At 37.4% G+C, this 25,615-nt stretch carries 27 protein-coding genes; 26 read left to right on the forward strand and 1 reads right to left on the reverse strand.

Translation table 11 applies throughout. From position 1 onward, the window contains the following. Nucleotides 1-19 precede the first annotated feature (19 nt). From R2R71_RS16070 to R2R71_RS16195, 26 genes are all read left to right on the forward strand, one after another. The gene (locus tag R2R71_RS16070; protein WP_316832298.1) at nt 20-850 is read left to right on the forward strand and encodes a MotA/TolQ/ExbB proton channel family protein; all 831 of its coding nucleotides are present in this window, start codon (nt 20-22) and stop codon (nt 848-850) included. A 78-nt stretch (nt 851-928) separates the two neighbouring features. Further along, nucleotides 929-1,546 (forward strand): ExbD/TolR family protein, encoded by a 618-nt coding sequence (locus R2R71_RS16075; RefSeq protein WP_316832299.1) that lies wholly within the window; start codon nt 929-931, stop codon nt 1,544-1,546. Nucleotides 1,547-1,549: 3 nt separating this feature from the next. Next, nucleotides 1,550-2,053, forward strand: a complete 504-nt coding sequence (locus tag R2R71_RS16080; protein ID WP_316832300.1) for a biopolymer transporter ExbD — start codon at nt 1,550-1,552, stop codon at nt 2,051-2,053. A 16-nt stretch (nt 2,054-2,069) separates the two neighbouring features. After that, nucleotides 2,070-2,885: a TonB family protein gene (locus R2R71_RS16085; RefSeq protein WP_316832301.1), complete on the forward strand. Its 816-nt coding sequence runs from the start codon at nt 2,070-2,072 to the stop codon at nt 2,883-2,885. 228 nt (nt 2,886-3,113) lie between these two features. Further along, the gene (locus R2R71_RS16090; protein WP_316832302.1) at nt 3,114-4,016 is read left to right on the forward strand and encodes a substrate-binding domain-containing protein; all 903 of its coding nucleotides are present in this window, start codon (nt 3,114-3,116) and stop codon (nt 4,014-4,016) included. Nucleotides 4,017-4,122: 106 nt separating this feature from the next. Continuing rightward, complete coding sequence (locus tag R2R71_RS16095; RefSeq protein WP_316832303.1) at nt 4,123-5,844, forward strand: tetratricopeptide repeat protein; 1,722 nt, start codon at nt 4,123-4,125, stop codon at nt 5,842-5,844. A gap of 82 nt (nt 5,845-5,926) precedes the next feature. Continuing rightward, complete coding sequence (locus R2R71_RS16100; RefSeq protein ID WP_316832304.1) at nt 5,927-6,298, forward strand: NADH-quinone oxidoreductase subunit A; 372 nt, start codon at nt 5,927-5,929, stop codon at nt 6,296-6,298. A gap of 206 nt (nt 6,299-6,504) precedes the next feature. After that, nucleotides 6,505-7,047 carry an NADH-quinone oxidoreductase subunit B gene (locus R2R71_RS16105; RefSeq protein WP_183765736.1) on the forward strand — a complete coding sequence of 181 codons (543 nt, stop codon included), beginning with the start codon at nt 6,505-6,507 and terminating at the stop codon, nt 7,045-7,047. Then, a complete protein-coding gene (locus R2R71_RS16110; protein WP_316832305.1) occupies nt 7,047-7,547 on the forward strand; it encodes an NADH-quinone oxidoreductase subunit C in 501 nt (166 codons plus the stop codon). Before R2R71_RS16105 ends, R2R71_RS16110 begins: the two co-directional genes overlap by 1 nt. Before the next feature lie 5 nt (nt 7,548-7,552). Then, nucleotides 7,553-8,767: an NADH-quinone oxidoreductase subunit D gene (locus R2R71_RS16115; protein ID WP_316832306.1), complete on the forward strand. Its 1,215-nt coding sequence runs from the start codon at nt 7,553-7,555 to the stop codon at nt 8,765-8,767. Continuing rightward, entirely contained in the window at nt 8,760-9,272 is a 513-nt protein-coding gene (locus R2R71_RS16120; protein ID WP_316832307.1) for an NAD(P)H-dependent oxidoreductase subunit E, read from the forward strand. The genes R2R71_RS16115 and R2R71_RS16120 overlap by 8 nt, the downstream gene beginning before the upstream one ends. Nucleotides 9,273-9,351: 79 nt before the next feature. Continuing rightward, nucleotides 9,352-10,719, forward strand: coding sequence for an NADH-quinone oxidoreductase subunit NuoF (nuoF, locus tag R2R71_RS16125; RefSeq protein WP_316832308.1), 1,368 nt, complete (start codon nt 9,352-9,354; stop codon nt 10,717-10,719). A 13-nt stretch (nt 10,720-10,732) separates the two neighbouring features. Beyond that, the gene (locus R2R71_RS16130) at nt 10,733-11,743 is read left to right on the forward strand and encodes a 2Fe-2S iron-sulfur cluster-binding protein (protein ID WP_316832309.1); all 1,011 of its coding nucleotides are present in this window, start codon (nt 10,733-10,735) and stop codon (nt 11,741-11,743) included. Continuing rightward, a complete protein-coding gene (gene nuoH / locus R2R71_RS16135) occupies nt 11,743-12,780 on the forward strand; it encodes an NADH-quinone oxidoreductase subunit NuoH (protein ID WP_316832310.1) in 1,038 nt (345 codons plus the stop codon). The genes R2R71_RS16130 and nuoH overlap by 1 nt, the downstream gene beginning before the upstream one ends. Before the next feature lie 2 nt (nt 12,781-12,782). After that, on the forward strand, nt 12,783-13,286 hold the full coding sequence (locus tag R2R71_RS16140; protein ID WP_316832311.1) for an NADH-quinone oxidoreductase subunit I: 504 nt from the start codon (nt 12,783-12,785) through the stop codon (nt 13,284-13,286). Between the two features lie 104 nt (nt 13,287-13,390). After that, nucleotides 13,391-13,894, forward strand: a complete 504-nt coding sequence (locus R2R71_RS16145; RefSeq protein WP_316832312.1) for an NADH-quinone oxidoreductase subunit J — start codon at nt 13,391-13,393, stop codon at nt 13,892-13,894. Continuing rightward, the gene (gene nuoK / locus R2R71_RS16150) at nt 13,894-14,223 is read left to right on the forward strand and encodes an NADH-quinone oxidoreductase subunit NuoK (RefSeq protein WP_010601897.1); all 330 of its coding nucleotides are present in this window, start codon (nt 13,894-13,896) and stop codon (nt 14,221-14,223) included. Before R2R71_RS16145 ends, nuoK begins: the two co-directional genes overlap by 1 nt. Nucleotides 14,224-14,236: 13 nt before the next feature. Next, entirely contained in the window at nt 14,237-16,138 is a 1,902-nt protein-coding gene (nuoL, locus tag R2R71_RS16155; RefSeq protein ID WP_410478237.1) for an NADH-quinone oxidoreductase subunit L, read from the forward strand. A 20-nt stretch (nt 16,139-16,158) separates the two neighbouring features. After that, the gene (locus tag R2R71_RS16160) at nt 16,159-17,622 is read left to right on the forward strand and encodes an NADH-quinone oxidoreductase subunit M (protein WP_316832313.1); all 1,464 of its coding nucleotides are present in this window, start codon (nt 16,159-16,161) and stop codon (nt 17,620-17,622) included. A 3-nt stretch (nt 17,623-17,625) separates the two neighbouring features. Continuing rightward, nucleotides 17,626-18,999, forward strand: coding sequence for an NADH-quinone oxidoreductase subunit N (locus R2R71_RS16165; protein WP_316832314.1), 1,374 nt, complete (start codon nt 17,626-17,628; stop codon nt 18,997-18,999). 47 nt (nt 19,000-19,046) lie between these two features. Then, nucleotides 19,047-19,703 (forward strand): DedA family protein, encoded by a 657-nt coding sequence (locus tag R2R71_RS16170; protein ID WP_316832315.1) that lies wholly within the window; start codon nt 19,047-19,049, stop codon nt 19,701-19,703. Between the two features lies 1 nt (nt 19,704). Next, a complete protein-coding gene (locus R2R71_RS16175) occupies nt 19,705-20,256 on the forward strand; it encodes an inorganic diphosphatase (protein WP_316832316.1) in 552 nt (183 codons plus the stop codon). Next, the gene (locus tag R2R71_RS16180; RefSeq protein ID WP_316832317.1) at nt 20,256-21,680 is read left to right on the forward strand and encodes a hemolysin family protein; all 1,425 of its coding nucleotides are present in this window, start codon (nt 20,256-20,258) and stop codon (nt 21,678-21,680) included. The genes R2R71_RS16175 and R2R71_RS16180 overlap by 1 nt, the downstream gene beginning before the upstream one ends. An 8-nt stretch (nt 21,681-21,688) precedes the next feature. Next, nucleotides 21,689-22,393: a 16S rRNA (uracil(1498)-N(3))-methyltransferase gene (locus R2R71_RS16185; protein WP_316832318.1), complete on the forward strand. Its 705-nt coding sequence runs from the start codon at nt 21,689-21,691 to the stop codon at nt 22,391-22,393. 119 nt (nt 22,394-22,512) lie between these two features. Beyond that, a complete protein-coding gene (locus R2R71_RS16190) occupies nt 22,513-23,097 on the forward strand; it encodes a DUF4159 domain-containing protein (protein WP_316832319.1) in 585 nt (194 codons plus the stop codon). Nucleotides 23,098-23,099: 2 nt separating this feature from the next. Next, the gene (locus R2R71_RS16195; RefSeq protein WP_316832320.1) at nt 23,100-23,600 is read left to right on the forward strand and encodes an acetyl-CoA carboxylase biotin carboxyl carrier protein subunit; all 501 of its coding nucleotides are present in this window, start codon (nt 23,100-23,102) and stop codon (nt 23,598-23,600) included. A gap of 53 nt (nt 23,601-23,653) precedes the next feature. Here R2R71_RS16195 and R2R71_RS16200 read toward each other — a convergent pair whose 3' ends face one another. Next, entirely contained in the window at nt 23,654-25,306 is a 1,653-nt protein-coding gene (locus R2R71_RS16200; protein WP_316832321.1) for an SUMF1/EgtB/PvdO family nonheme iron enzyme, read from the reverse strand. Between the last annotated feature and the right edge of the window lie 309 nt (nt 25,307-25,615).

Below are 25,615 nucleotides of genomic sequence, written 5' to 3' on the forward strand. Positions count from 1 at the left end.
AAACTAAAAATTAAAAAAAATGGCAAACGCACCAAAACCAACAACTGTTAAAACTGAAAGCTCTTCAAGTGCATCAAATGTATTTGCGACATTTGTTATTCCAATTTGTATCATCATCGGATTCATCATCTGGAGATTCGTATTGGGAGCTTCTGATAACTTCATCGGAGGAGACAACAACAACTTACCATTACCAAACAACTATCCAGGTACAGCTTTTAAAGGTGGTCCGATTGTAGCGATCTTAATCGGTTTACTTTTAGTGGTTATCGTGTTCTCTATCGAGCGTTTAATCGTTATTGGTAAAGCAAGTGGTAAATCAAGTTTAGATACTTTTATCGTTAAAGTTAAAGGTTTCTTAAATTCAGGTAACATCGAGGCTGCAAAAGCAGAATGCGATAAACAACAAGGTTCTGTTGCAGCTGTAATTAAATCAGGCTTAAAAAAATATAGCGAAGTTGAAGCTGATACTAACATGGATGTTGAGCAATCAATCGTTGCTATTCAGAAAGAAGTTGAAGAAGCAACTGCTTTAGAAATGCCAATGTTAGAGCAAAACTTAACTGTAATTGCAACTTTAGTATCGATCGGTACGTTAATCGGTTTATTAGGTACAGTAACAGGTATGATCCGTGCCTTCGCTGGTTTAGCTAACTCTGGTGCTCCAGATCAGTCAGCATTAGCGGTAGGTATCTCTGAGGCCTTAATTAATACGATGACTGGTATCGCAGTATCTACTTTGGCTATTATCATGTATAACGTATTAACTTCTAAAATTGACAAGTTAACTTACGCAATCGACGAAGCTGGATTTAGCATCGTTCAAACATACGCTAGTTCGCATAAATAAGAATTTTGAAAAAATTTTTACCGGCTTTATGGAAAACCGGAAAAAAGATCATCATTATTAAAAACTAGTAAAAATATTATGCCTAGAATAAAAGTTAAAAGAACAAGTACGATAACAGATATGACCGCCATGTGCGATGTGGCGTCATTGTTACTTACTTTCTTCATTTTGACTGCTACGGCAAGACAACCTGAGCCATTGGCTGTTTCTACACCTTCATCTACGTATGAGTTTAAGGTGCCAGTAGAAAACAACGCGATTTTAACAATTGGGCAAGGGAAAGTTTTCTTCGAAGTAGCAGGACAAAAAGTAAGAGCAAGAACATTAGAACTAATGGGCGAGCAGTACAAAATCACTTTCACGCCACAAGAGCTTAACCGTTTTTCGGGAATTTCAAGCTTTGGTGTGCCGATTCAAAGCTTAAAGGCTTTGATCGCAATGAATGGTGCTGATCGTATGAAACCTGGTGTTCAGCCTGGTATCCCTGCCGATTCAACTGATAATCAGTTAAATTCATGGGTGTTAAATGCTCGTAAAGCCACTAAAGAGCTTAATAATCAGGATATGCGTGTTAGTATCAAAGGTGATGCTAAAGAGGAATATCCTGTGGTTAAGAAGGTTATTGATGTACTTCAGAAACAAAAAGTTAACAAGTTTTTATTGGTAACTAACTCTGAAGCTAAAAAGAAGAAATAAGAAATGGCAGAATTAAACACAGGTGGGAAGAAAGCCACCCCAAGAGTTGATATGACTCCAATGGTTGATTTGATGTTTCTTTTAGTAACATTCTTTATCTTAACCACTGTAATTTCTACGCCACAGGCAATGGATATTACCAAACCGGATAAAGACGATAACTTACCGGAAAATAGGTTAGCCTTAAAAGCAACCAAAACCATGACTGTTTTGTTAGGAAAAAACAATAAGATAGCTTGGTACATGGGTGAGGCTGGAAAAAGTGCTCCAACAATTGAATCATTTTCCGGAATTGAAGAAACAATCATCAAGAACAGAAAAAATTCTAACGAAACTGAAAAAGATCCTTTTGTTGTTTTAGTTAAACCAACTTCAGGTTCAACGTTTCAGAACTTTGTAGATATGATGGATGAACTTGAGATTTTAAAGGTTAATGCCCGTCAGATTGATGACGACAATATCCTTGACAATGAAAAGGCGTTCATGAAAGAACAAGGTATTTTATAATTAAAAGTCAGGAATTATGTCGAAGTTAGATATATTTAGAAAAGAATGGCTGGAAGTCGTTTTTGCTGATAAGAATAAAGCTTACGGTGCTTACCAATTGCGTAAAGGTAGTGCCGGTAATACAACAAAGGCGCTTTTATACGGTTCGGTTGTATTCTTAATTTTGTTCTTTTCTCCAAAAATTTACAGCCTTATAAAAGGCTCTATTCCAGAGGAAGAACAGTTAAAAGCACAAGAAGTTGTGTTAAATCCACCTCCACCAGTAAACCCTGAAACACCTCCACCGCCACCGGTAGAGCCACCGCCACCAAAAGTGGATCAGGTAAAAATGCCACCTCCGATTGTAAAACCGGATATCGAAGTTCAGGATGAGCCACCTACCGTTGAGAAACTGAAAGAGGCAGACCCAGGACAAAAAGATATTAAGGGTGACCCTACTGCTGATATCGTAATCGCAGAACCTGTTGGTGAAGGGCCGAAAAAAGAAGCAGCAGTTGCTGTAGATGATAACAAAGTTTATGACTTTGTTAGTATCGAGAAAGTTCCTGAATTCCCAGGAGGTATGTCTAAGTTCTATGCATTCTTGCAGAAAACAATGAAATATCCGCCAATGGCTCAGGAGAATAACGTTCAGGGTAAAGTTTGGTTATCGTTCGTTGTAGAGCGTAACGGTGAGCTTACCGATATCGTGGTAACACGCGGTTTAGGTAGTGGTACTGATGAAGAAGCTAAACGTGTACTAAAAGCTAGTCCACGTTGGGTTCCAGGTATCCAGAACGGTAAGCCTGTACGTGTAAAGTACAACATCAACATTAACTTCACACTTCAGTAGTAGATGTTAAATTTTGATATTTTTAAGCAAAAATCGCCTAAACAGCGGTTTTTGCTCATTTTAGGCCTAATCATGTTCTTGTTTTATTTATTCATAGGCTTTACCTGCATATTCTGGAAAGACCTGCCGCTAAATATCGCACGGCCATATAAAATAGGTATCGGAATATTTTTAATAATTTATGCTTTTGTAAGATTATTAAGCCTTGGAAGGCGAGACTAATTATTAATGAGAAACATCCTTTTATTATTTATTGCATTATTTTTTTTCTCTTGCAAGCGTAAAGAAAAACAGGGCGTGGTTAAAGAAACCCGTACCAGTGGAACGTTAAAAATACTTGTAGATGAAAGTGTTGGCCCTATTGTACAACAAGAAATTGATGTATTTAAAATAGACTATCCACAAGCTAACTTTATTACCACTTACAAGCCTGAACTCAAATTACTTCCTGCATTTCTAAATGATACGGTAAGGGTAATAGTATTACCGAGATTACTTACAAAAGAAGAGGAAAAATATTATACACAAAGGAGTATAAAGGTCAATACTTCACGCTTTGCAGTGGATGGTATCGCTTTAATTAGCAATGTTAACAATATTGACAGTACAATTAACGTTAAAGACGTTGTAGATGTATTACAGGGTAAAGGCTCGGGGAAGAAATTAGTATTTGATAACGCTTATTCCAGCACGTTTCAGTATTTTAAGCAATTGGCTAATATCAGTCAATTTCCTTCAAAAGATGTTTATTCAAAAAACTCAAGCAATGAAGTAATCAAACTTATTGCTGAAGATAAAAATTTTATTGGTATTTTAGGCGTTAATTGGCTTTCTGATAAGAATGCAGAATTTTTGAAATATCGTGATAAAATCAGGATGCTTGGCGTTAAAAACCTTAAAGGTAAGCCTGGCGATGATAAATATTATCAGCCGACACAACCAAACTTAATAAATGGGGATTATCCCTTTTTAAGAAATATAAATATTATGGATTGTGAAGGCAGAGACGGTTTAGGCACGGGGTTTGCAGTATGGTTAAGAAGCCAACGGGGGCAATTAATTGTACTTAAATCGGCATTGGCACCGCATAAATTAATGCCAAGAGAATTAAATATAACAAAAAAAGAATAAATTGGACCACGATTGTTTTATACAATCAAATTAAAAAAACAGAGTATCAAATGAAGGTTGCATCTTATGTAAACTTTATAACCATTAAAAAACAGATTAAAGAACTATGAAAATTTTAAAGAAAGCAATAACCTTAAATGTAGGTTTGGTGTTGATGGGTTCTGCAGTTTTTGCTCAAAATTTAAATGACGCGAAAAAAGCCATTGATGCTGAGCAGTATCAGAAAGCATCATCAATGCTTAAAGCTTTGGTAAACTCTCAGGCGTCTAATGGTGATAATTTTTATAACCTTGGGTTGGTATACTTGAAAACAGGTTATATCGATTCGGCAAGAGCAGTTTTTAACAAAGGTATCGCGGCAGATGCAAAAAATGCTTCAAATTATGCTGGTTTGGGCGAAGCAGATTTGTTGTCGAACAATCCAACTTCAGCGAAAACAAATTTTGATAAAGCGGTAGCTGCAGCACCGAAAGATTATAAAACTTATTTAGCAATTGGTAAAGCATATTTAGCACAGGATAAACCTGGCGATGATGTGTCTAAACCTGATTTTGCAAATGCTTTAGCAAATCTTACAAAAGCAGATGAGCTTGATGCGAAAGACAAAGATGCTGAAGTGTTTATTGGCTTAGGTGATGCTTACGCCTTACAAAAGAAAAACTCTGAGGCGATTGGACCATATTTCCGCGTAGGTGATATTGACCCAACCAACAGAAGAGCTACAACGCAGGTTGGTAAAATGTACAAAGAATCTCGTGCATTCCAGGAAGGTGAAGAAGAATTGAAAAAAGTAATTGCTGCTGATGCAAATTATGGTCCGGCTTACCGTGAATTAGGAGAATTGTACTTACAGTGGAGTAGCTTTGGTACCGATAAGGAAAAAGCAGCAAAGGCGGTTGAGTTCTATAAAAAATACCTTGATTTAACAGATAAATCATTAGAATCTCAATTGCGTTATATGCAGTTCTTGTTCTATGCAAAAGATTACCAGGCATTAGAGCAGGTTGCATCATCAATTCAGGTTCCTGCTAACGATCCAAAAGGTGTTATCGTTTCAAGATTAAAAGGCTGGTCTGCTTACGAGAATAAAAACTATCCTCAGGCATTGACCAATATGACTGAATATTTCGCTAAACAAAAAGACACTACAAAAATTTTAGGTTTCGATTACCTTTATTTAGGAAAATCACAGTTAAAAGCTGGCCAGGATAGTTTAGCGTTAATCAACATTACCAAAGCTGTAGCTAAGGATTCGACTAATGCCGATGCATTATCGGAAGTTGCGAAAAGCTTATATGATGCTAAGAAATTTGCTAAAGCAGCATCGGTTTATGAAAAAGCAATTAAAGCTAATCCAAGTGGTAAAGGTTCATTGTATAACTATTACTATAATGCAATGGCAAACTATTTTGATTACGGTGCAAAATACAGCGCTAAGCAAAATCCTTCGAAAGATATTTTAGTTAAAGCTGATTCTGCAATTGCTAAAGTGACTCAGATATCTCCAGACACTTATGATGCTTACTTAACCAGAGCACGTATAAACAGTTTGCTTGATGATGATAAAGATCCTAAAGGATTAATGATTCCTTATTACGAAGAATATATCAAAAAAGTAACAGAAAAGCCAGAGTTGGCCGCTCAGCCTGCTTATGCAAAACGTCTTTCAGAGGCTTATGATACAATTGGCGGTTATTACTTCTATAAAGATAAAGCAAAAGCAAAAGAATATTTTGATAAGAGTGTAGCAGTATATCCTAGCGGTACATTTGCTGCGGCAAAATTAAAAGAGTTGGCTGCTCCTGCTCCAAAAGGAAAAACAAAATAGTTTAAATTTTAAATAATTTAGAAAAGGCAGAGTTTGGTTACTCTGCCTTTTTCTTTTACTTTTGCATCAGAAATTAATTATTATGCAAGCACAAAGTTCATCAATAGATTTTTTACCAATTATTTTTCAGGTAGTGGTTGCCCTGGGTTTTGTTGTTACAACATTAGTTGCAACGCATCTTTTAGGCCCGAAACGCAAAACAAGCGATAAACTTGAAACATTCGAAGCGGGTATCAAATCGATTGGTAATGCCCGTCAACCCTTTTCTATTAAATATTTTGTAGTAGCTATACTATTTGTACTTTTTGATGTTGAGGTTATCTTTATGTACCCTTGGGCAGTTAATTTCAGGGCTTTGAAGATGGATGGTATGATAGAAATGTTCATTTTTATGGGGACATTGCTATTAGGCTTTATCTATGTAATTAAGAAGAAAGTTTTAGACTGGAACTAGGTATTTTGTAAGTTTCACTATACGTATTAGCTATTCATTGGTGTTCAATTTAAGGTTTATATAACGTGTGTAATAACTACACTAAAGCTATTGAAATTTAATTATTTAGAAAGGTTCTAAATCAAGCGAAGCTAGTTTATTTGCCTTTAAAATATTGTAGATTTGTTGCTCATTCTGTAAAGGGATGAGCATTTTTTGTTTATAACATGAGTGAAATTAATATAGTTGATGCGCCTCCAGGAACCGAAGGACCTGGCTATTTTGCCACTTCTTTAGATAAAGTGATTGGATTGGCACGGTCAAATTCATTATGGCCGCTGCCGTTTGCTACTTCGTGCTGCGGTATTGAGTTTATGGCAACAATGGGTTCTCACTACGATCTAGGTCGTTTCGGTGCAGAACGTTTGAGCTTTTCTCCTCGTCAGGCCGATGTTTTAATGGTGATGGGTACTATTGCAAAAAAGATGGCTCCGGTATTAAAACAGGTTTATATCCAAATGGCTGAGCCACGTTGGGTAATGGCTGTAGGGGCTTGCGCAAGTAGTGGCGGTATCTTCGATACTTATTCTGTTTTACAAGGTATTGATGAAGTTATTCCTGTTGATGTTTACGTACCAGGTTGCCCACCAAGACCAGAGGCTATTCTGGATGGTTTCCAACGTATTCAGGATTTGGTTAAAAACGAATCTGGCAGAAGAAGAAACTCTGATTATTACAAACAACTTTTAGGTCAATACGGCATTAAATAATGGAAGAAACGACGCTAAATAACGACATTCACGTAAAGCTTACTGAAAAGTTTGGCGAAAAAGTTACAGCTGTTTCTGAGCCTTATGGTTTGTTAACCTTTGTAACCTATAAAGATGTTATCGTAAATGTACTTTCACATCTGAAGAATGAATTAAAGTTTAATTTCCTTACTGATATCACTGCTGTGCACTACCCAGGTAAAGACCACGGTATTGCAGTTGTGTACCATCTGCATAATATGGTAGAAAAAGTAAGGATCAGGATTAAAGTTTTTATTTCAGAGCAAAATCCAACAATCCCTACTGCAACTTCGGTATGGAAAGGTGCTAACTGGATGGAGCGTGAAACTTACGATTTGTTCGGGGTTAAATTTGAAGGCCACCCTGATTTGCGCCGTATTTTAAATATGGACGATTTAGGTGTACACCCGATGTTGAAACAATATCCATTGGAAGATCCGAACAGAGTAGATAAAAAAGACGAATTTTTTGGAAGGTAATATATATGAATCATAACCATCCGGTATTTACAGATAATGACCCGCAAAGTGAGCTGGTAACCTTAAACTTAGGTCCAACCCACCCTGCAACACACGGCGTTTTCCAAAACGTTTTGCAATTAGATGGCGAACGTATTGTTAGCGGCGTTTCTACAATAGGTTACATCCACCGTGCCTTTGAAAAAATTGCTGAACATCGCCCTTTCTATCAGATTACACCACTTACTGACCGTTTAAATTATTGTTCTTCGCCTATTAACAACATGGGCTGGCACATGACGGTTGAGAAGTTACTGAATATTAAAATCCCAAAACGCGTAGATTATCTGCGTGTTATTGTAATGGAGCTTTCCCGTATTGCTGATCATATTATTTGTAATACGATTATTGGCCAGGATACAGGAGCAACAACTACATTCCTTTATTTGTTCCAGTTTCGTGAACATATTTATGAGATTTTTGAAGAGGTTTGTGGCGCTCGTTTAACAACCAACATTGGTCGTATCGGTGGTTTTGAAAGAGATTTCAATGATATCGCTTTTGCAAAAATCAACAAGTTTTTAAAGGAATTTCCGGTTGCATTAAAAGAGTTTGAAAACCTGTTAACGCGTAACCGTATTTTTATCGACAGAACTGCTGGTGTTGCGGAAGTAACAAAAGAAACAGCCCTTGAATATAGCTGGACTGGTCCGCTCTTGCGTGCAACTGGTGTAGATTATGATGTACGTGTAAGTGATCCATATTCTTCATATCAGGATTTTGACTTTGAAGTTCCGGTAGGTACCAGCGGCGATATTTACGATAGATACCTAGTTCGTAATGAAGAGATGTGGCAAAGTGTTCGCATCATTGAACAGGCGATGACTAAGCTAAAAACAGAAGAAAAAGGCATTTTCCATGCTGATGTTCCTGATTTCTATCTTCCGCCAAAACAAGAGGTTTATAATAATATGGAAGCATTGATTTACCATTTCAAAATTGTGATGGGTGAGATTGATGCACCAAAAGCAGAAGTTTATCATGCTGTTGAAGGTGGTAATGGAGAGTTGGGTTTCTACCTGATTAATGATGGTGGCCGTACGCCTTACCGTTTACACTTCCGCAGACCAAGTTTTATAAATTACCAGATGTTTGCGCCAATGAGCGAAGGAATGTTATTGTCTGATGCCATTATCAACATGAGTAGTATGAACATTATTGCAGGAGAATTAGATGCTTAAAGTAGAAGAACAAACACCTGTAGTGTTTTCATCAGAATTGCTTGCCAAATTTGATGAAATAAAAAGCCGTTATCCGGAAGGAAAACAAAAATCAGCTTTGTTGCCATTATTACATTTGGTACAGGCAGAATTTCTTTGGGTGCCTACATCAGCCATGGATCAGGTTGCTGAATATTTAAATATCCAGCCAATTGAAGTGTATGAAGTAGCAACATTTTATACCATGTACTTTTTAAAACCACAAGGTAAATATGCTTTGGAGGTTTGCCGTACAGGACCTTGTTGTTTAGTAGGTGCTGAGAAGATACTAAGTCACTTAGAGGATAAATTAGGTGTGAAAGAAGGAGAAGTTACTGCAGATGGTTTATTCAGTTTCAGAGGAGTTGAATGTTTGGCAGCTTGTGGTTTCGGACCAGTATTACAGATTAGTCCTGAATATACTTTCTACGAAAACTTAACTACAGAGAGCGTAGATAAATTGATTGAAGATTTAAAAAATAAATAAGATTTGAGAAACCAGATTTGAGATTTGAGAACGGCAATTTGTCTAAAAACTCACATCTCACATCTCATATCTATAAGCAATGAGTCGCAAATTATTACTTGAGCATATAAACGTACCAGGCATCAATACACTTGAGGTCTATCGCCAGAAAGGCGGGTATCGTGCTGTAGAAAAAGCCCTGAAAACTTTAACACCTGAAGATATCGTTGAAGAAGTGAAGAAATCGGGCTTACGCGGTCGCGGTGGTGCGGGTTTCCCTACGGGAATGAAATGGAGTTTTTTGGCTAAACCTGAAGGCGTTGCACGTTATCTGGTGTGCAATGCGGATGAATCAGAGCCGGGAACTTTCAAAGACCGTTATCTGATGACGCACATTCCTCATGCACTAATTGAAGGCATGATTGTATCTAGTTTTGCGTTAGGTGCAAATACTTCGTACATCTATGTTCGTGGTGAAATGATGCCTCAGATCCGCATCCTGGAAAAAGCAATTGCTGAAGCCAAAGCCGCGGGTTGGTTGGGTAAAAATATTTTAGGTTCAGGTTATGATCTTGAACTATATGTTCAGCCAGGTGGTGGTGCATACATTTGTGGTGAAGAAACCGCATTGCTAGAGTCGCTTGAGGGTAAACGTGGAAATCCAAGAATTAAGCCACCATTTCCGGCAATTGCTGGTTTATACGGCTGCCCAACGGTTGTAAATAACGTAGAATCAATTGCCGCTGTTGTTCCGATTATTAACGATGGTGGTGATGAATATGCAAAAATCGGTATCGGTAGAAGTACAGGTACAAAATTAATATCTGCATCTGGAAATTTAGTTAAACCAGGTGTTTATGAAATTGAATTAGGCTTGCCAGTAGAAGAATTTATCTATTCGGATGAATATTGTGGTGGTATTGCAAACGGAAAACGTTTAAAAGCAACAGTTGCAGGTGGTTCATCTGTACCGGTATTGCCAGCTAATCTAACTTTGAAGTTAGCCAATGGTGAGCCTCGTTTAATGAGTTACGAGTCTTTATCAGAAGGTGGTTTTGCAACCGGAACAATGTTAGGTTCAGGTGGTTTCATCGCTTTTGATGAAGATCAGTGTATCGTTCGCAATACCTGGAATTTCTCTCGTTTTTATCATCATGAAAGTTGTGGCCAATGTTCGCCATGCCGTGAAGGTACTGGCTGGATGGAAAAAGTGTTACACAAAATTGAACACGGTAACGGTACAATGGAGGATGTTGACCTGCTTTGGGATATCCAACGTAAGATCGAAGGAAATACCATTTGTCCGCTTGGCGATGCGGCTGCATGGCCAGTAGCGAGTGCAATTCGTCATTTCAGAGATGAATTTGAGTGGCACATTAAAGAACCGGTTAAAAGTCAGACACAGAATTATGGTATTGCAAACTATGCAACACCAATTGAAAAAGCTCCGGTAACGGAAGAAAAATAGATTATCATTAACCATGAGTGAAAAAGTTAAGGTTACGATAGACGGGATAACAGTAGAGGTTGACAATGGTACTACCATCCTGAATGCTGCAAGGCAAATAGGTGGTGACATTGTTCCGCCAGCAATGTGCTATTATTCTAAATTACAAGGCAGTGGCGGTAAGTGCCGTACCTGTATTGTTAAGGTAACAAAAGGTTCGGAGAAAGATCCACGCCCTATGCCAAAGCTCGTAGCATCATGCCGTACAACGGTAATGGATGGTATGGAAGTGCTGAATATTACTTCGCCTGAAGTTTTGGAGGCTCGTGCAGGTGTAGTAGAGATTTTGTTGATTAATCACCCTTTGGATTGCCCGGTTTGTGACCAGGCGGGAGAGTGTGATTTACAGAATTTAGGTTACGAACATGGCTTACAAAAAACGCGTTACGAGTTTGAACGCCGTACTTTTGAGCGTATCGATATCGGCGATAAGATCCAGTTGCACATGAACCGTTGTATTTTATGCTACCGTTGTGTATTCACTGCAGATCAGATTACCAATAAACGTGTTCACGGTATCTTAAATCGTGGAGATCATTCAGAAATTTCAACCTACATCCAGCAAGCTGTTGATAACGATTTCTCAGGAAACGTAATCGATGTTTGTCCGGTAGGGGCTTTAACAGATAAAACTTTCCGTTTTAAAAACCGCGTTTGGTTTACCAAACCAGTTGATGCTCACCGTAACTGTGACCATGAAAAATGCAACGGTAAGGTAACACTTTGGTATAAGGGAGCGGATGTGATCCGTGTTACTGCACGTAAAGATCAATTTGGAGAAGTAGAAGAGTTCATTTGTAATACTTGTCGTTTTGATAAAAAGGCAACTTCTGACTGGACTATTGAACATCCAACACACATAGATGATACTTCAGTTATTGCATCTAACCACTACGAAAGATTAAAACCGCTTCCTGTAATTAACCCTAATGCGGCTTTACAGGCAGCAAATGAAGTTGAATTTCATAAAACAGCTAAGTACTAATGGATATTGCATTTATCATAGAGAAGTTTATACTGGTAGCCGTAATTTTTGGTATCAGTTTGGTAATTGCCATGTATTCTACTTACGCTGAGCGTAAGGTGGCTGCTTTTCTTCAGGATCGTTTAGGTCCTGACAGAGCTGGTCCTTTTGGGATTTTGCAACCTTTAGCCGATGGCGTGAAGATGTTTATGAAAGAGGAAATTATTCCTACCACATCAAACAGATGGTTGTTCATCCTGGGCCCTGGTTTAGCTTTACTTTGTGCCTGTATTGGTACAGCTGTTATTCCATGGGGAAGCCCAATGGAAATTGGAGGTAAAGTTGTGCCGCTGCAGGTTACTGATATCAACGTAGGTGTTTTATACATTTTTGGTGTAGTATCATTAGGTGTTTATGGTGTAATGATTGGTGGATGGGCATCAAACAACAAATACTCTTTATTGAGTGCAATCCGTGCAGCATCACAGAATATCAGTTATGAAATTGCGATGGGATTATCCATTATCGCTTTGCTTTTGATGACCAATACGCTTAGCTTAAAGGAAATTGTTGCGCAGCAACATGGCTGGCACTGGAATGTTTTATATCAGCCTTTAGGTTTTATCATTTTCATGGTATGTTCTTTTGCTGAAACTAACCGTGCACCTTTCGATTTACCTGAGTGTGAAACCGAGTTAATCGGTGGTTATCACACGGAGTATTCATCAATGAAATTAGGTTTTTACCTGTTTGCTGAATACATCAACATGTTTGTATCATCGGCGGTAATGGCAACCTTATATTTTGGTGGATATAACTATCCAGGTATGGATTATATGGCTACATTGTTAGGGCCAACCTGGGCACCACTATTTGGAACAGCAATTTTGTTTGCTAAAATATTTTTCTTCATCTTTTTCTTCATGTGGGTACGTTGGACAATCCCTCGTTTCCGTTACGATCAATTGATGAACCTGGGCTGGAAAGGCTTAATCCCCTTAGCTATAGCCAATATTATAATAACTGGAGTTGTGATTGCGATTATTGAGAAGTTTTAATTATGGAATCATTAAGTAATAAGAAAAAAGTACTCGAACAAAAGCCGTTGAGCCTTATGGAGAAAATGTACCTGCCTGCAATTGCAAAAGGTATGAAGATTACCATAAGTCACTTATTCAAAAAAGAGGCTACTGTAAGATATCCAGAAGTGGAGCGTGAATTCTCGGCAAACTTTAGGGGAATGCACTCGCTTAAGCGCGATGAGAATGGTAAAGAGCGTTGTACTGCCTGCGGTTTATGCGCTTTATCATGCCCAGCAGAAGCGATTACAATGATTGCTGCTGAACGTAAGCCAGAAGAGAAGCATTTATATCGCGAAGAGAAATATGCGGCAACTTATGAAATTAATATGTTGCGTTGTATTTTCTGCGGATTATGTGAAGAAGCTTGCCCTAAAGAGGCAATCTACTTAGATGGACCAATTGTACCTGCAGATTATTTACGTAAAGATTTTATTTACGGAAAAGATAAACTGGTAGAAGCTCCATTGGAGATGAAAAAATAATTAAACAATGCCGTCATTGCGAGGAACGAAGCAATCCTTAACGCAACGATAATTAATAAGATTGCTTCGTGCCTCGAAATGACGAGGAGTAAAAAAACAAATTAATGGGTACACAAGTATTCTATTTCGTAGCCACATTAAGTATCATCTTTTCGCTGATGGTGATTTTTGCAAAGAATCCGATCCATAGCGTATTATACTTAATTCTTACCTTTTTCACATTCACGGTACATTACGTATTGTTGAATGCCCAGTTCTTAGCCGTTGTAAACTTCATTGTTTATATGGGGGCTATTATGGTACTCTTTCTCTTTGTACTGATGTTATTGAATTTGAATAAGGACACTGAACCTGTAAAATCACCATTAATCAAAATAGTTGGTGTAATTGCAGGAGGATGTTTAATTGTAACTTTATTCGGCTCGCTTAAAGCGGCAAGCATTACAAGTCCTTTAACCTTAAAAAATCCTGGCTTAGGCTTAGTAGAAAATTTAGGTAAAGAGCTTTTTGGTCCGTTCTTATTACCATTCGAATTATCATCTCTGTTACTATTGGCGGCAATGGTTGGAGCAGTTTTATTATCTAAAAGAGATGAGGTAGAAGCATAATGGAAAATTTAACAACACAAATGGCAGGCGTTCCGCTAAATCACTACATCTATCTATGTGCGATTATTTTCACAATTGGTGTAATTGGTGTATTGACCCGTAGAAATGCAATCGTAATTTTTATGTCGGTAGAGTTAATGTTGAATGCAGTAAATCTGCTTTTAACTGCTTTCTCTGTACATAGCAACGATCCATCAGGACAGGTTTTCGTATTCTTTATCATGGCACTTGCAGCTGCAGAAGTAGCGGTTGGTTTGGCTATTATCGTTATGGTATATAGAAATACAAAATCAATAGATATTAATGTTTTAAACCGCCTTAAGTGGTAAATATATAGTAAGAATGAGCATAGAACAATTGATTTGGTTGGTTCCGTTACTTCCTTTTTTAGGATTTGTAATTAATGGACTGGGCAGAAAATCTTTATCTAAAGGACTTGTTGGTATTATTGGAAGCGGAGTAATCCTTGCAGCTTTCGCCATCAGCGTAGTCATTTTCTTTAGTTTACAAGGCGATACACAAAAATCTCACGAAGTATTTTTATTTGACTGGATTAGTGCAGGTACATTGCATATTCCTTTATCATTCCTGGTTGATCCATTAAGCTCAATCATGCTTTTGATTATTACTGGAATAGGTTTTTTAATCCATTTATATTCTACCAGCTATATGCATGATGACGAGGGTTTTGGTAAGTTTTTCGCTTATTTAAACCTGTTTGTATTCTTCATGCTTTTATTAGTATTAGGCTCAAACTACATTGTGATGTTTATCGGTTGGGAAGGTGTAGGATTATGTTCTTACTTATTAATCGGTTTCTGGTACACTAACAGTGCTTATGCATCAGCTGCTAAGAAAGCTTTTGTGATGAACCGTATTGGTGATTTAGGCTTTTTATTAGGTGTGTTTTTAATCTTCACCACTTTTGGTAGTGTTGAATTTGCTAAAGTTTTCCCTCAGGCAGCAAATATGCTACCTGGACAAAATACTTTGTTTTTAATCACAGTATTACTATTTATTGGTGCCTGCGGTAAATCGGCGCAATTGCCATTATTTACGTGGCTACCTGATGCGATGGCTGGTCCAACTCCGGTTTCGGCTTTGATCCACGCTGCAACAATGGTAACTGCAGGTATCTATATGATTGCACGTTCAAGTGTATTATTTGATTTAGCGCCATTAACGCAACACATTATTGCCATAGTGGGTATAACAACTGCATTAGTAGCTGCCATCATTGCGTTAACTCAAACAGATATCAAAAAGGTATTGGCATATTCAACTGTATCGCAATTAGGTTATATGTTTTTAGGCTTAGGTGTTGGTGCGTATACAGGTTCATTTTTCCATGTATTAACTCATGCGTTCTTCAAAGCATTATTATTCTTAGGTGCTGGATCGGTTATCCACGCCATGCACCATGAACAGGATATGCGCCACATGGGTGGATTGAGAAAAAAACTTCCTGTTACTTTCTTAACCATGATGATTGGTACAATTGCAATCGCAGGTTTACCACCTTTCTCAGGTTTCTTCTCTAAAGATGAGATTTTAGCAAATGCCTATCAGGCCAGCCCAATTCTTTGGGGAATTGGCGTGCTTACCGCATTCTTAACTTCTTTCTATATGTTCAGAATGATGTTCCTTACTTTCTCAGGAAAGTACAGGGGTACCCATCACGAAGAAAGCCATGTGCATGAGTCGCCTAAGGCGATGACCCTACCACTAATTATTTTAGCTGTTTTGGCAGCTATTGGCGGATCAATTAACATTCCGCATGTATTTGGTGGACATGAATGGTTAGCACACTGGTTATCGGGTGCTGGCGCTGCACAACACGAGCTGGAATTAAGCCATTCGACTGAATTTACATTAATGGGGGTTTCAGTAGTAGCAGCGATTGTTGCTTTACTGTATGCTTACACAAGGTATGTGAAAGGAGCCCGGGTGCCTGTTGCTGATGAGGCACCACGTTCGGCCCTTGCGAAACTATCATACAACAAGTTTTATTTAGATGAGATTTACGATTTCATCATTACAAAACCATTGGATGCTTTCTCTAAATTTTTCTACAAAATTGTAGATACGAAGATTATCGATGGCATTGTAAATGGATTAGGCTGGAGTACAAACGAGGCCAGCAAAGGCGTTCGTTTATTGCAAAGTGGAAACGTAGGTTTCTACATATTTATGATGGTTGCTGGTATCATCGCATTGCTTGCTTACACATTTTATTACATATAAAAAGGGTTCAAAATTAAATAATGGAACAACTTTTACTACTTATATTTCTTCCGCTTTTAGGTGCTATTATTACAGCATTTGCGGGTAAGTCGGCTAAAATCATTTCAACTGTCGTTTCAGTTGCATCGTTATTGCTGGCTCTGTTTATTGCATGTAACTTCATTCCGGATGCTACTACGCAGTTTGAGGCTAATTTACCATGGATTACCGATTTAGGCATACACTTCCATGCAGGCATTGATGGTATCAGTATGTTGGTCGTTTTGTTAACCAACTTATTAATTCCGATCATTATCCTATCGAGTTATAGACATGATTATAAAAATCCATCGGCTTTTTATGCGCTGATATTATTTATGCAAAGTGGATTATTGCTTGTTTTTACAGCGATGGATGCTTTCTTATTTTACATCGGATGGGAAGCAGCATTAATTCCAATCTATTTTATCTGCGCTTTCTGGGGTGGAAAAGATAGAATTCGTATTAATATGAAATTCTTCGTTTATACGATTGCAGGTTCGTTGTTTATGTTGATGGGAATTATCTATTTGTATCTACAAAACCCAGCTCATAATTTTGAGATTGCTGAATTTTACAAATTAAGTTTAGATAGCACACAACAAGGATGGATTTTCTGGGCTTTCTTTATTGCATTTGCGATAAAAATGCCGGTTTTTCCTTTCCATACATGGCAACCCGATACCTACACCGCGGCTCCAACTCAAGGAACCATGTTATTGTCTGGTATCATGCTTAAAATGGGTATTTATGGAGTGATCAGGTGGTTATTACCGATTGTACCTGCAGGTGTTCAGGACTGGTCATGCCTGGCCATGGTGCTTTCTATCATTGGTATAGTTTACGCATCGCTCATTGCATTCACACAAAAAGACGCAAAACGTTTAGTAGCCTATTCATCAATTGCGCACGTTGGCTTAATCGCCGCAGGTATATTTGCTTTGAATCAGCAGGGTATGCAAGGTGCAATGGTGCAAATGTTGAGTCATGGCATAAACGTGCTAGGTTTATTCTTTGTATTGGATATTATTTTTTCAAGAGTAAAAACAAACAAGATAGAAGAATTAGGTGGTATAGCAAAAGTTGCCCCTCAATTGGCCATCACATTCCTGATCATTGTTTTAGGAACAGTAGCTTTACCAGGTACAAATGGTTTCATTGGTGAATTTTTATTACTAATGGGCGTATATAATTATGGTATCTGGGCAGCAGCTATAGCTGGTTTAACCATCATTTTCGGAGCCGTTTATATGTTGCGTACTTACCAAAATGTTATGCTTGGCAAAACCAACGAACTTACGCTCACGTTCACCGATATTCAGGGATCTGAGAAATTAGTTCTTTACATCATTTGTGCATTAATCATTGTATTTGGTGTTTATCCAAAACCATTGTTGCACTTAACAGAGGCATCTGTACAACATTTATTAGAACAGGTAAATCAAAAATTAACATCAGTAAAATAAGCAATGAATATTATAATAACCATTAGTATAACCGCTTTTATTGTTCTTTACGCAGGTTTGTTTAAAGCAAATAAAGCATTATTACCGCTTACCGTTGTTGGCTTGCTTACTGCATTGGGTTTTACATTCTGTGCCTGGAACGGTAATGCCGTTCACTTCGGCATGATGCAGACAGATAACTTTGCCTTAGCCTTTTCTGGTGTTTGTATTGTTGGTACACTCCTTATTTTTTTACTAACGCAAAATTACTTTCATTCCAAAAGTGATAACATTGCGGAGTATTATACCTTAATTCTTTTTGCCCTTGCAGGAATGATTATGATGGTATCGTATAAAAACATGGCGATGCTGTTTGTGGGATTAGAAATTATGTCGGTAAGTTTATATATCCTTGCGGGTATACGTAAAAAGGACTTCGCATCCAATGAGGCTTCTTTAAAGTATTTTTTAATGGGGGCATTTTCAACAGGTTTCCTATTATTCGGTATTACCTTACTTTATGGTGCTACAGGTTCATTTGATTTGGATAAAATTCAGGCATACCTGGTTGATAATAGTAAGGCAATTTCTCCGATTTTTTATCCAGGTGTTATTCTGATGATGATTGGTTTATGTTTTAAAGTTGGCGCTGCACCTTTCCACTTCTGGACTCCGGATGTTTATGAAGGCGCACCAACATTAATTACTACTTTCATGAGTACTGTTGTTAAAACTGCTGGTTTTGCTGCTTTCTTAAGGTTATTTGCTGATGCCTTAGCTCCGCTTCATGATTTCTGGGTTGGTCCACTCGTTGTTATTGTTTGCCTTACTTTATTCATTGGAAACGTTACAGCTTTGTTTCAGAAAAATTTCAAGCGTATGCTGGCGTACTCGAGTATTTCTCATGCAGGTTATCTATTGTTTTCACTGGTTGTAATCGGTGCAAACTCCCAAAATAATGTATTGGTTTATGCTGCTGCCTATACCTTTGCTTCGATTATTGCATTTGCTGTATTAATTCTAGTTAAACAGAAAACAGGAAGCGATAGTTTCGATAGTTTTAATGGTTTAGGAAAGAAAAATCCTTTAGTTTCATTAGCGCTAACAATTGCTATGTTATCATTGGCTGGTATTCCTTTAACTGCAGGCTTTATTGGTAAATACCTGATGTTCCTGAATGTTATGGACGAATATCAGACACTTTTAGTGGCTTTTGCAATTCTAAATGCTTTGGTTGGTTTTTACTACTATTTTAAAGTAATTGTTGCTGTATGGTTTAAAGATGGCGCAGAAACTGAGCTTTCAACACCTGGTCAATATAAAGTAGTTTTATTGGTATCAGTAGCAATTACATTAATTCTTGGTGTTTATCCTGCAATAATTTTAAACCTGATATAGGTATACACTTGTTAGATAATTATTTGTAGTTTTACGAATAATTGAATATGCACGATTTTTGGAATAACCTGCATCACCTGATTTCTCCCGAAAAATTATTGAGGGAAGGCGGTTTCTATCTCGTTGTATTCGTGATATACGCCGAAACGGGTTTGTTTTTTGGTTTCTTCCTTCCTGGCGATTACTTGTTATTTTTAGCCGGAATGTTTGTTGCTACTGGAAAACTTGATGTTAACATCGTTATTCTTCTTGCTGGTTTATGTGTAGCCGCAATTTCAGGCAATTTTACAGGTTATTGGTTCGGACGTAGAACAGGCCCTTTATTGTATACCCGAAAGGATAGCTTCTTTTTTAAAAAACGTTATCTAAAAGCAGCAGAAGAATATTACCATAAACAAGGCGCTTTTGCATTAATTATGGGCAGATTTGTTCCAATAGTAAGAACATTTGCGCCAATTTTTGCTGGCGTGGTTAAATTAGATTTCAAACGATTTGCCTTTTACAATGTTGTAGGAGCAGTACTTTGGATTTGTTCACTAACCTTGTTAGGCTATTTTTTAGGCCGCAGTTTCGAAAAACAAATTAACGATTACTTATTATATATTATTATTGGCTTTATCCTTATCACAACTATCCCATTATTGATTACCTTTGTAAAAAGTAAAGTGAAAAGTCCTGAAGAGGAAAAGACAGATTTAAATTAAAATGGCAAAAGACGAAACTCACGCTTGGCACAGCGTATCTCCTGGTAAAAACGTACCAGAAATTGTAAATGCAATTATTGAAATTCCAAAAGGCTCAAAAGCCAAATATGAAATAGATAAAGAATCAGGATTAATTAAATTAGACAGAGTTCTTTTTTCTTCTGTAATGTACCCGGCTAATTATGGTTTTATTCCGCAAACTTATTGCGACGATAAAGACCCTTTAGATATTTTAGTACTTTGCTCGGTAGATGTTTATCCAATGACATTAATCGAAGCTAAGGTTGTTGGTGTAATGCACATGGTAGATAATGGTGAGCAAGACGATAAAATCATTGCAGTTGCCGCACATGATATGTCGGTAAACTACATTAACGATTTAGATGAATTACCTCCACACCAAATGAAAGAGATTGTTCGTTTCTTCCAGGATTATAAAGCTTTAGAAGAGAAAAACGTAACGATTGAACATTTATTAGGTGTTCGTTATGCACATAAAGTAATAAAAGAAAGTATAGAACTTTATAATACAACATTTAGAGAACTTGTTTAATGGATTTACCCACGGTCTGTTTATTTTTAAATTCTGAACTAAGCTCAATTTTACCGGCTAACGTTGTTTTAGTTGCACTACAAGAACCTGATACAGGTAGTGTTGGCTGGAGATTGTTCTTTGCACTATTTTTAGTGTTATTAAATGGTTTTTTTGTAGCAGCCGAATTTGCGATTGTAAAAGTTCGTGCTTCACAGATTGAAATTAAAGCAAAAACAGGAAGCCGTGTAGGTAAAATGGCTAAAACCATCATCCACAACCTGGATGGTTATTTAGCCGCCACACAATTGGGTATAACGCTTGCATCACTCGGTTTAGGTTGGGTAGGTGAAGGCGTTATGCATACCATCTTTAAAAATCTTTTCGATAGTTTACATTGGGGATTAAGTGATGCTACAATCCATACGGCTTCCACTATCGTTGCATTTTCACTTATTACAATTATGCATATTGTATTTGGAGAACTTGCTCCAAAATCATTTGCCATACAACGCCCCGTGGCTACAACCTTATTTGTTTCCATTCCGTTGCAAATCTTTTATGTTGTTTTCAGGCCATTCATCTGGACATTAAACAGCCTTGCCGCAGTAATTCTTAAACCCTTTGGTATCGATACCTCTGCTGGTCATGAATCTATTCATAGTACTGAAGAATTACAGTACCTGCTCGATCAGGGAAAAGAGAGCGGTGCACTTGATAATAATGAGCACGAGCTGATTAAAAATGTTTTTGATTTTAATGAACGTGTTGTAAAAAATATCATGGTGCCCCGAACCAAAATTTCGGGAATTGAATTAACTTCTGCAAAAGAAGAAGTGATAGATACCATCATTAAAGAAGGTTATTCCCGTTTACCGGTTTACGATGATATTATGGATAAAATTGTTGGTATTATCCATGCCAAGGATGTTTTACCATTAGTAGCTTCCGGTAATCAGCATTGGACTTTAAACGACATTATCCGCAAACCTTATTTTGTGACGGAAACTAAGAAGATTAACGATTTGATGAGTGAGCTGCAAAGCAACCGTATTCAGATTGCTATTGTTTTAGACGAGTTTGGTGGAACTGCGGGTATGGTTACCCTTGAGGATATTGTTGAAGAGCTTGTTGGTGAAATCCAGGACGAATATGACGAAGAGAAACCTTTGGTAGAAAAAGTATCGGAGAACGAATTTATAGTTAATGCCTTTGCTACGGTTTACGATGTAAATGAGCATTTACCGCACGATTTGCCTGAAGATGAAGATTTTGATACTGTGGGCGGATTGGTTTCCCATATTTTCGAGCGCATTCCTGAGGTTGGGGAAAGCAATGAATCTTATGGTTATCTGTTTACCATCCTTAAGAAAACAGAACAAAATATCGAAACAATTAAATTAGAATTGGTTTTAAATAAAGAAGATCAGGTTGATAATCACTAATTTCAACTATGCATATTTTTTATACGCCCGATATTACCCCCAACACCTATACACTTAATGAAGAAGAAAGTAAGCATTGTGTCAGGGTTTTACGTTTGCCTGTTGGCGCTCATGTAAACCTTGTTGATGGCAGGGGTGGCTTTTATACCGCCGAAATTATTTCTGATAATCCTAAGAAGGTAATCCTCTCTATTCTTAATACGGAACAGGAGTTTCATAAGAGAAACCACTATCTGCACATTGCTGTTGCGCCAACTAAGAATATCGATAGAATTGAATGGTTTTTGGAAAAGGCGACCGAACTCGGTATTGATGAAATTACACCGATTATTTCTGATAGGTCTGAGCGCAGAATTGTTAAGGAAGACCGGCTTAATAAAGTAATCACTTCGGCGGTTAAGCAATCCATAAAAGCATACCATCCTAAATTAAATGATGCAATTTCTTACGATGCGTTTATGAAGATGCCATTTGAAGGAGATAAATTAATTGCCGATTGCATTGAAGGTGATGAAAAAAAATACATCTCAGATCTTGTAAAACCACATCAAAAGTATTTAATTCTTATCGGACCCGAAGGAGATTTTACACCCGACGAAGTTAAATTGGCTTTGAATAAAGGCTTTAAACCATTAACTTTAGGTGAAAACAGATTGCGAACAGAAACTGCTGCACTCGCTGTTTGTTTTGAAATCAATTACCTTAACCGTTAACGAGTTTGAAGTTTTCAGTTTTTAATTTTCAGTTTCCAAGATTCCGAACATTGGCTTTAGCCTTCGTTCTTTTAGCTTTCTGCTTTGGCCTTTCTGCTTTCATTCCGCCAACCTACCGAATGGCTAAGCTTAAATACAGTGGTGGTGGCGATTGGTATGCAGATCGGACTGCGCTCCCGAACCTGATTGCTTTCTGCAATTCCAATCTCAAAACAAATTTTTATCCGGAGGAAAGCATAGTTGAAGTTGGTTCGAAGGAACTTTTTAATTATCCGTTTGTGTACATGACAGGACATGGAAATGTTATTTTCAGCGGACAAGAGATTAAAAACCTTCGACAATATTTAATCGGAGGAGGCTTTTTGCATATTGATGATAATTACGGTCTTGATAAATTTATCCGACCTCAAATGAAAAAGGTTTTTCCCGAACTTGATTTTGTAGAGTTGCCCTCCAATCACGCTTTGTATAATCAGAAGTTTAAATTTCCAAATGGTTTGCCCAAAATTCACGAGCATGATAATAAGCGCCCACAAGGATTTGCATTAATATATAAAGGAAGGATTGTGTGCTATTACACTTATGAGTGCGATTTGGGTAACGGTTGGGAAGATTTTGGAACATATCCTGAAGACACACAGGAAACGCGTTCAAAGGCGCTGAAAATGGGCGCTAATTTAGTTCAGTATGCTTTAACCCAGTAATTATGTATAAAGTAAAAGTTAATGATAAATTCCATTTTGAGGTGGATAATAAAGATTCTGGTATTTTGCTAAACAATAAGCAGCTAGATGTTGACTTAAGGGATTTGGAAGGTAATATTACCAGTGTTATTTTCGAAAATAAGTCGTTTAATACCGAGCTGGTTGAATTAAACAGGGCAGAAAAGACTTGTACAATAAAAGTTAACGGAAACATTTATAAAGTGGATATAGAAGATCAGTTCGACCAGCTATTAAAACAGCTTGGGCTTGATAACCTATCTGCAAATAAAATTGCTGAAATTAAGGCACCGATGCCTGGTTTAGTTTTAAATGTGAAGGTAAATGAGGGAGAAGAAATTAAAAAGGGTGATAATCTGCTGATATTGGAAGCCATGAAAATGGAGAATATATTAAAGTCTTCCGCCGATGGCGTAATTAAAAAGATTCTGGTTAAGCAAGGTGACAAAGTGGAAAAGAATCAGATTCTTATTCAGTTTAATTAATAGATAAAAACTTGTTCAATAAAAAAGTCCCGATTTTCGTCGGGACTTTTTTATTATTTTTTAGGATTAAAAGCCTTTGGTTTTGCTTGTTTAAAGTTTCGCTTACCAGCGGTACTTATTTCTGGAGCACCTAACATCGTCATGGCGCAACGGAAACCGACTTCTGCCGATGCTTCATCTTGCTGTAAGAACCTACGTGTTGCAGGGTTTAACCAGTAAGGCATATCGTTCCATGATCCACCTTTATAAACTCTTGATTTATCATTAACCAAAGAAACACCTTCTTCATTTAATAATTTATTTTGTTTATCACGGTAACCTCTTTCATCCGCCTGATATGAAGTTACAGCAGCACTAGGGTCTGGAGATTTAGCAATCGAATCCGCTCTTTTAGCTAAGGCTTGTTTTTCTGCCCATGTTAATTTCTTACCAGAGTAAGCATTTTCTTTAATAGGTTTACCATACTTGTCTAAGGCAATTTTACCATTCGCTGCATCAGCAAGCTGTTTATCTTGAAACTGGTTACCGCGATAAGGGTTAAAGGCTTCAGCATCGGTAAATGTACCCGTACGATAAACATCATTTACCCACTCGTTAACATTTCCGGCCATGTTGTACAAACCAAAATCATTTGGATTATAAGAAAGTACAGGAACGGTTAAATCACCTTTATCATTTAATGAACCACCAACACCCATGTAATCTCCAGGAGCTCTTTTAAAGTTGGCCTGAATTAAACCCCTTGTTTTTTTGCTGGCTGAGCTTACGCCCAAACCATTCCAAGGATAAATTTTATTCTGGTTAATGTTTTCATACTCTGTATTACCAATTAAGCCTAAAGCAGCGTATTCCCACTCAGCTTCTGTGGGTAAGCGATAAGGCTGCATAATTACACCATCCTCTAGTGTTGCATTTCTTGTTGGTACGCCACCTTTTCCACCTGCAGCACCTACAGAGGCACCGGCTTTGGCGTTATAGTCTTTTGGCGCATTCTTACCTTTATCATCATACTGGCCATTCAAATAAGCATCAGTATTAAATGGTTTATCAGGTCGGGCTGCAGCTGTTGCGCCAGTGGTTGTATTACCCCCACCAGCTTTGTTATTAGCGGCAAGCGTTTTATAATCTGTTAGAATACCTTTCTGACGTAAAATATATTCGTTAGCCTGAGAAGTTCTCCACTCACAGAAACGCGATGCCTGCTCCCAGCTTACACCTACAACAGGATAGTCTCTATATGCCGGATGTCTTAAATAGTTATCTACATAAGGCTCGTTGTATGATAAAGCACGACGCCAAACCAATGTATCAGGAAGTTCATTGTAATAATATTCACGATCTTCAGGGTAGCTAGTTCTAATCCAGTGTAAATATTCTAACCAATCGGTATTAGAAACTTCAGTTTCATCCATATAAAAAGAAGGCACTGTAACCTGTCTTTTGTAGTTATAAATATTTGGCTCAACACCTGCAACTTCAATTGCACTACCGCCAACAATCAATACACCACCTTCAATAGGAATTAAACCTGGGCCAGGTGCACGCTTGTATTTACTCGCTACGGAGAAACTGCTGTAAGTTTTGTTATTCTTATCAGCATAGGGGATTCCTGTTTTACTAGAAACACCACCTTTGTTTCCTCCACACGAAGAAAGGATGGCAGCAAATGCAAAACAAGAAAAAGAATATAGTAATAGTTTTTTCATAAAATGCTATAACATGAAATAAGGCTTATTCAAACGATAAATTTACGGAAATTTATATGATTTAGTAAAATTTGTGTTAATAAATGTTTTGAATATGTTTTTTTAAGCAAAACGTATTAATTATCAATGTATTGTGTGTGCGATGAAATACTTTTGAAAATAGAAATTTAAGGGATTTCAATGTAGATAAATTGAATAAATTCTGAAAAAAAGAACAAGAAAATCGTTTTAGAAATACTTTGAACAGAACATAGATTTAAGCGCATTACAATCCGTTTTAAATTGCGTAGTTTTAGTTAGTAAAAATTT

The organism is Pedobacter aquatilis, assembly GCF_032678405.1.
Lineage (GTDB): Bacteria > Bacteroidota > Bacteroidia > Sphingobacteriales > Sphingobacteriaceae > Pedobacter > Pedobacter aquatilis_A.

What these genes read in the sequence shown, in the direction of transcription:
- R2R71_RS16095 (WP_316832303.1), top strand. Translation starts at nt 4,123, where the DNA reads ATGAAAATTTTAAAGAAAGCAATAACCTTAAATGTAGGTTTGGTGTTG.
- R2R71_RS16105 (WP_183765736.1), top strand. Translation starts at nt 6,505, where the DNA reads ATGAGTGAAATTAATATAGTTGATGCGCCTCCAGGAACCGAAGGACCT.
- R2R71_RS16085 (WP_316832301.1), top strand. Translation starts at nt 2,070, where the DNA reads ATGTCGAAGTTAGATATATTTAGAAAAGAATGGCTGGAAGTCGTTTTT.
- R2R71_RS16170 (WP_316832315.1), top strand. Translation starts at nt 19,047, where the DNA reads ATGCACGATTTTTGGAATAACCTGCATCACCTGATTTCTCCCGAAAAA.
- R2R71_RS16070 (WP_316832298.1), top strand. Translation starts at nt 20, where the DNA reads ATGGCAAACGCACCAAAACCAACAACTGTTAAAACTGAAAGCTCTTCA.
- R2R71_RS16100 (WP_316832304.1), top strand. Translation starts at nt 5,927, where the DNA reads ATGCAAGCACAAAGTTCATCAATAGATTTTTTACCAATTATTTTTCAG.
- R2R71_RS16160 (WP_316832313.1), top strand. Translation starts at nt 16,159, where the DNA reads ATGGAACAACTTTTACTACTTATATTTCTTCCGCTTTTAGGTGCTATT.
- R2R71_RS16140 (WP_316832311.1), top strand. Translation starts at nt 12,783, where the DNA reads ATGGAATCATTAAGTAATAAGAAAAAAGTACTCGAACAAAAGCCGTTG.
- R2R71_RS16080 (WP_316832300.1), top strand. Translation starts at nt 1,550, where the DNA reads ATGGCAGAATTAAACACAGGTGGGAAGAAAGCCACCCCAAGAGTTGAT.
- R2R71_RS16190 (WP_316832319.1), top strand. Translation starts at nt 22,513, where the DNA reads ATGGCTAAGCTTAAATACAGTGGTGGTGGCGATTGGTATGCAGATCGG.
- nuoH (WP_316832310.1), top strand. Translation starts at nt 11,743, where the DNA reads ATGGATATTGCATTTATCATAGAGAAGTTTATACTGGTAGCCGTAATT.
- nuoK (WP_010601897.1), top strand. Translation starts at nt 13,894, where the DNA reads ATGGAAAATTTAACAACACAAATGGCAGGCGTTCCGCTAAATCACTAC.
- R2R71_RS16175 (WP_316832316.1), top strand. Translation starts at nt 19,705, where the DNA reads ATGGCAAAAGACGAAACTCACGCTTGGCACAGCGTATCTCCTGGTAAA.
- R2R71_RS16090 (WP_316832302.1), top strand. Translation starts at nt 3,114, where the DNA reads ATGAGAAACATCCTTTTATTATTTATTGCATTATTTTTTTTCTCTTGC.
- R2R71_RS16195 (WP_316832320.1), top strand. Translation starts at nt 23,100, where the DNA reads ATGTATAAAGTAAAAGTTAATGATAAATTCCATTTTGAGGTGGATAAT.
- nuoF (WP_316832308.1), top strand. Translation starts at nt 9,352, where the DNA reads ATGAGTCGCAAATTATTACTTGAGCATATAAACGTACCAGGCATCAAT.
- R2R71_RS16115 (WP_316832306.1), top strand. Translation starts at nt 7,553, where the DNA reads ATGAATCATAACCATCCGGTATTTACAGATAATGACCCGCAAAGTGAG.
- nuoL (WP_410478237.1), top strand. Translation starts at nt 14,237, where the DNA reads ATGAGCATAGAACAATTGATTTGGTTGGTTCCGTTACTTCCTTTTTTA.
- R2R71_RS16145 (WP_316832312.1), top strand. Translation starts at nt 13,391, where the DNA reads ATGGGTACACAAGTATTCTATTTCGTAGCCACATTAAGTATCATCTTT.
- R2R71_RS16130 (WP_316832309.1), top strand. Translation starts at nt 10,733, where the DNA reads ATGAGTGAAAAAGTTAAGGTTACGATAGACGGGATAACAGTAGAGGTT.
- R2R71_RS16075 (WP_316832299.1), top strand. Translation starts at nt 929, where the DNA reads ATGCCTAGAATAAAAGTTAAAAGAACAAGTACGATAACAGATATGACC.
- R2R71_RS16165 (WP_316832314.1), top strand. Translation starts at nt 17,626, where the DNA reads ATGAATATTATAATAACCATTAGTATAACCGCTTTTATTGTTCTTTAC.
- R2R71_RS16185 (WP_316832318.1), top strand. Translation starts at nt 21,689, where the DNA reads ATGCATATTTTTTATACGCCCGATATTACCCCCAACACCTATACACTT.
- R2R71_RS16180 (WP_316832317.1), top strand. Translation starts at nt 20,256, where the DNA reads ATGGATTTACCCACGGTCTGTTTATTTTTAAATTCTGAACTAAGCTCA.
- R2R71_RS16110 (WP_316832305.1), top strand. Translation starts at nt 7,047, where the DNA reads ATGGAAGAAACGACGCTAAATAACGACATTCACGTAAAGCTTACTGAA.
- R2R71_RS16120 (WP_316832307.1), top strand. Translation starts at nt 8,760, where the DNA reads ATGCTTAAAGTAGAAGAACAAACACCTGTAGTGTTTTCATCAGAATTG.
- R2R71_RS16200 (WP_316832321.1), bottom strand. Translation starts at nt 25,306, where the DNA reads ATGAAAAAACTATTACTATATTCTTTTTCTTGTTTTGCATTTGCTGCC.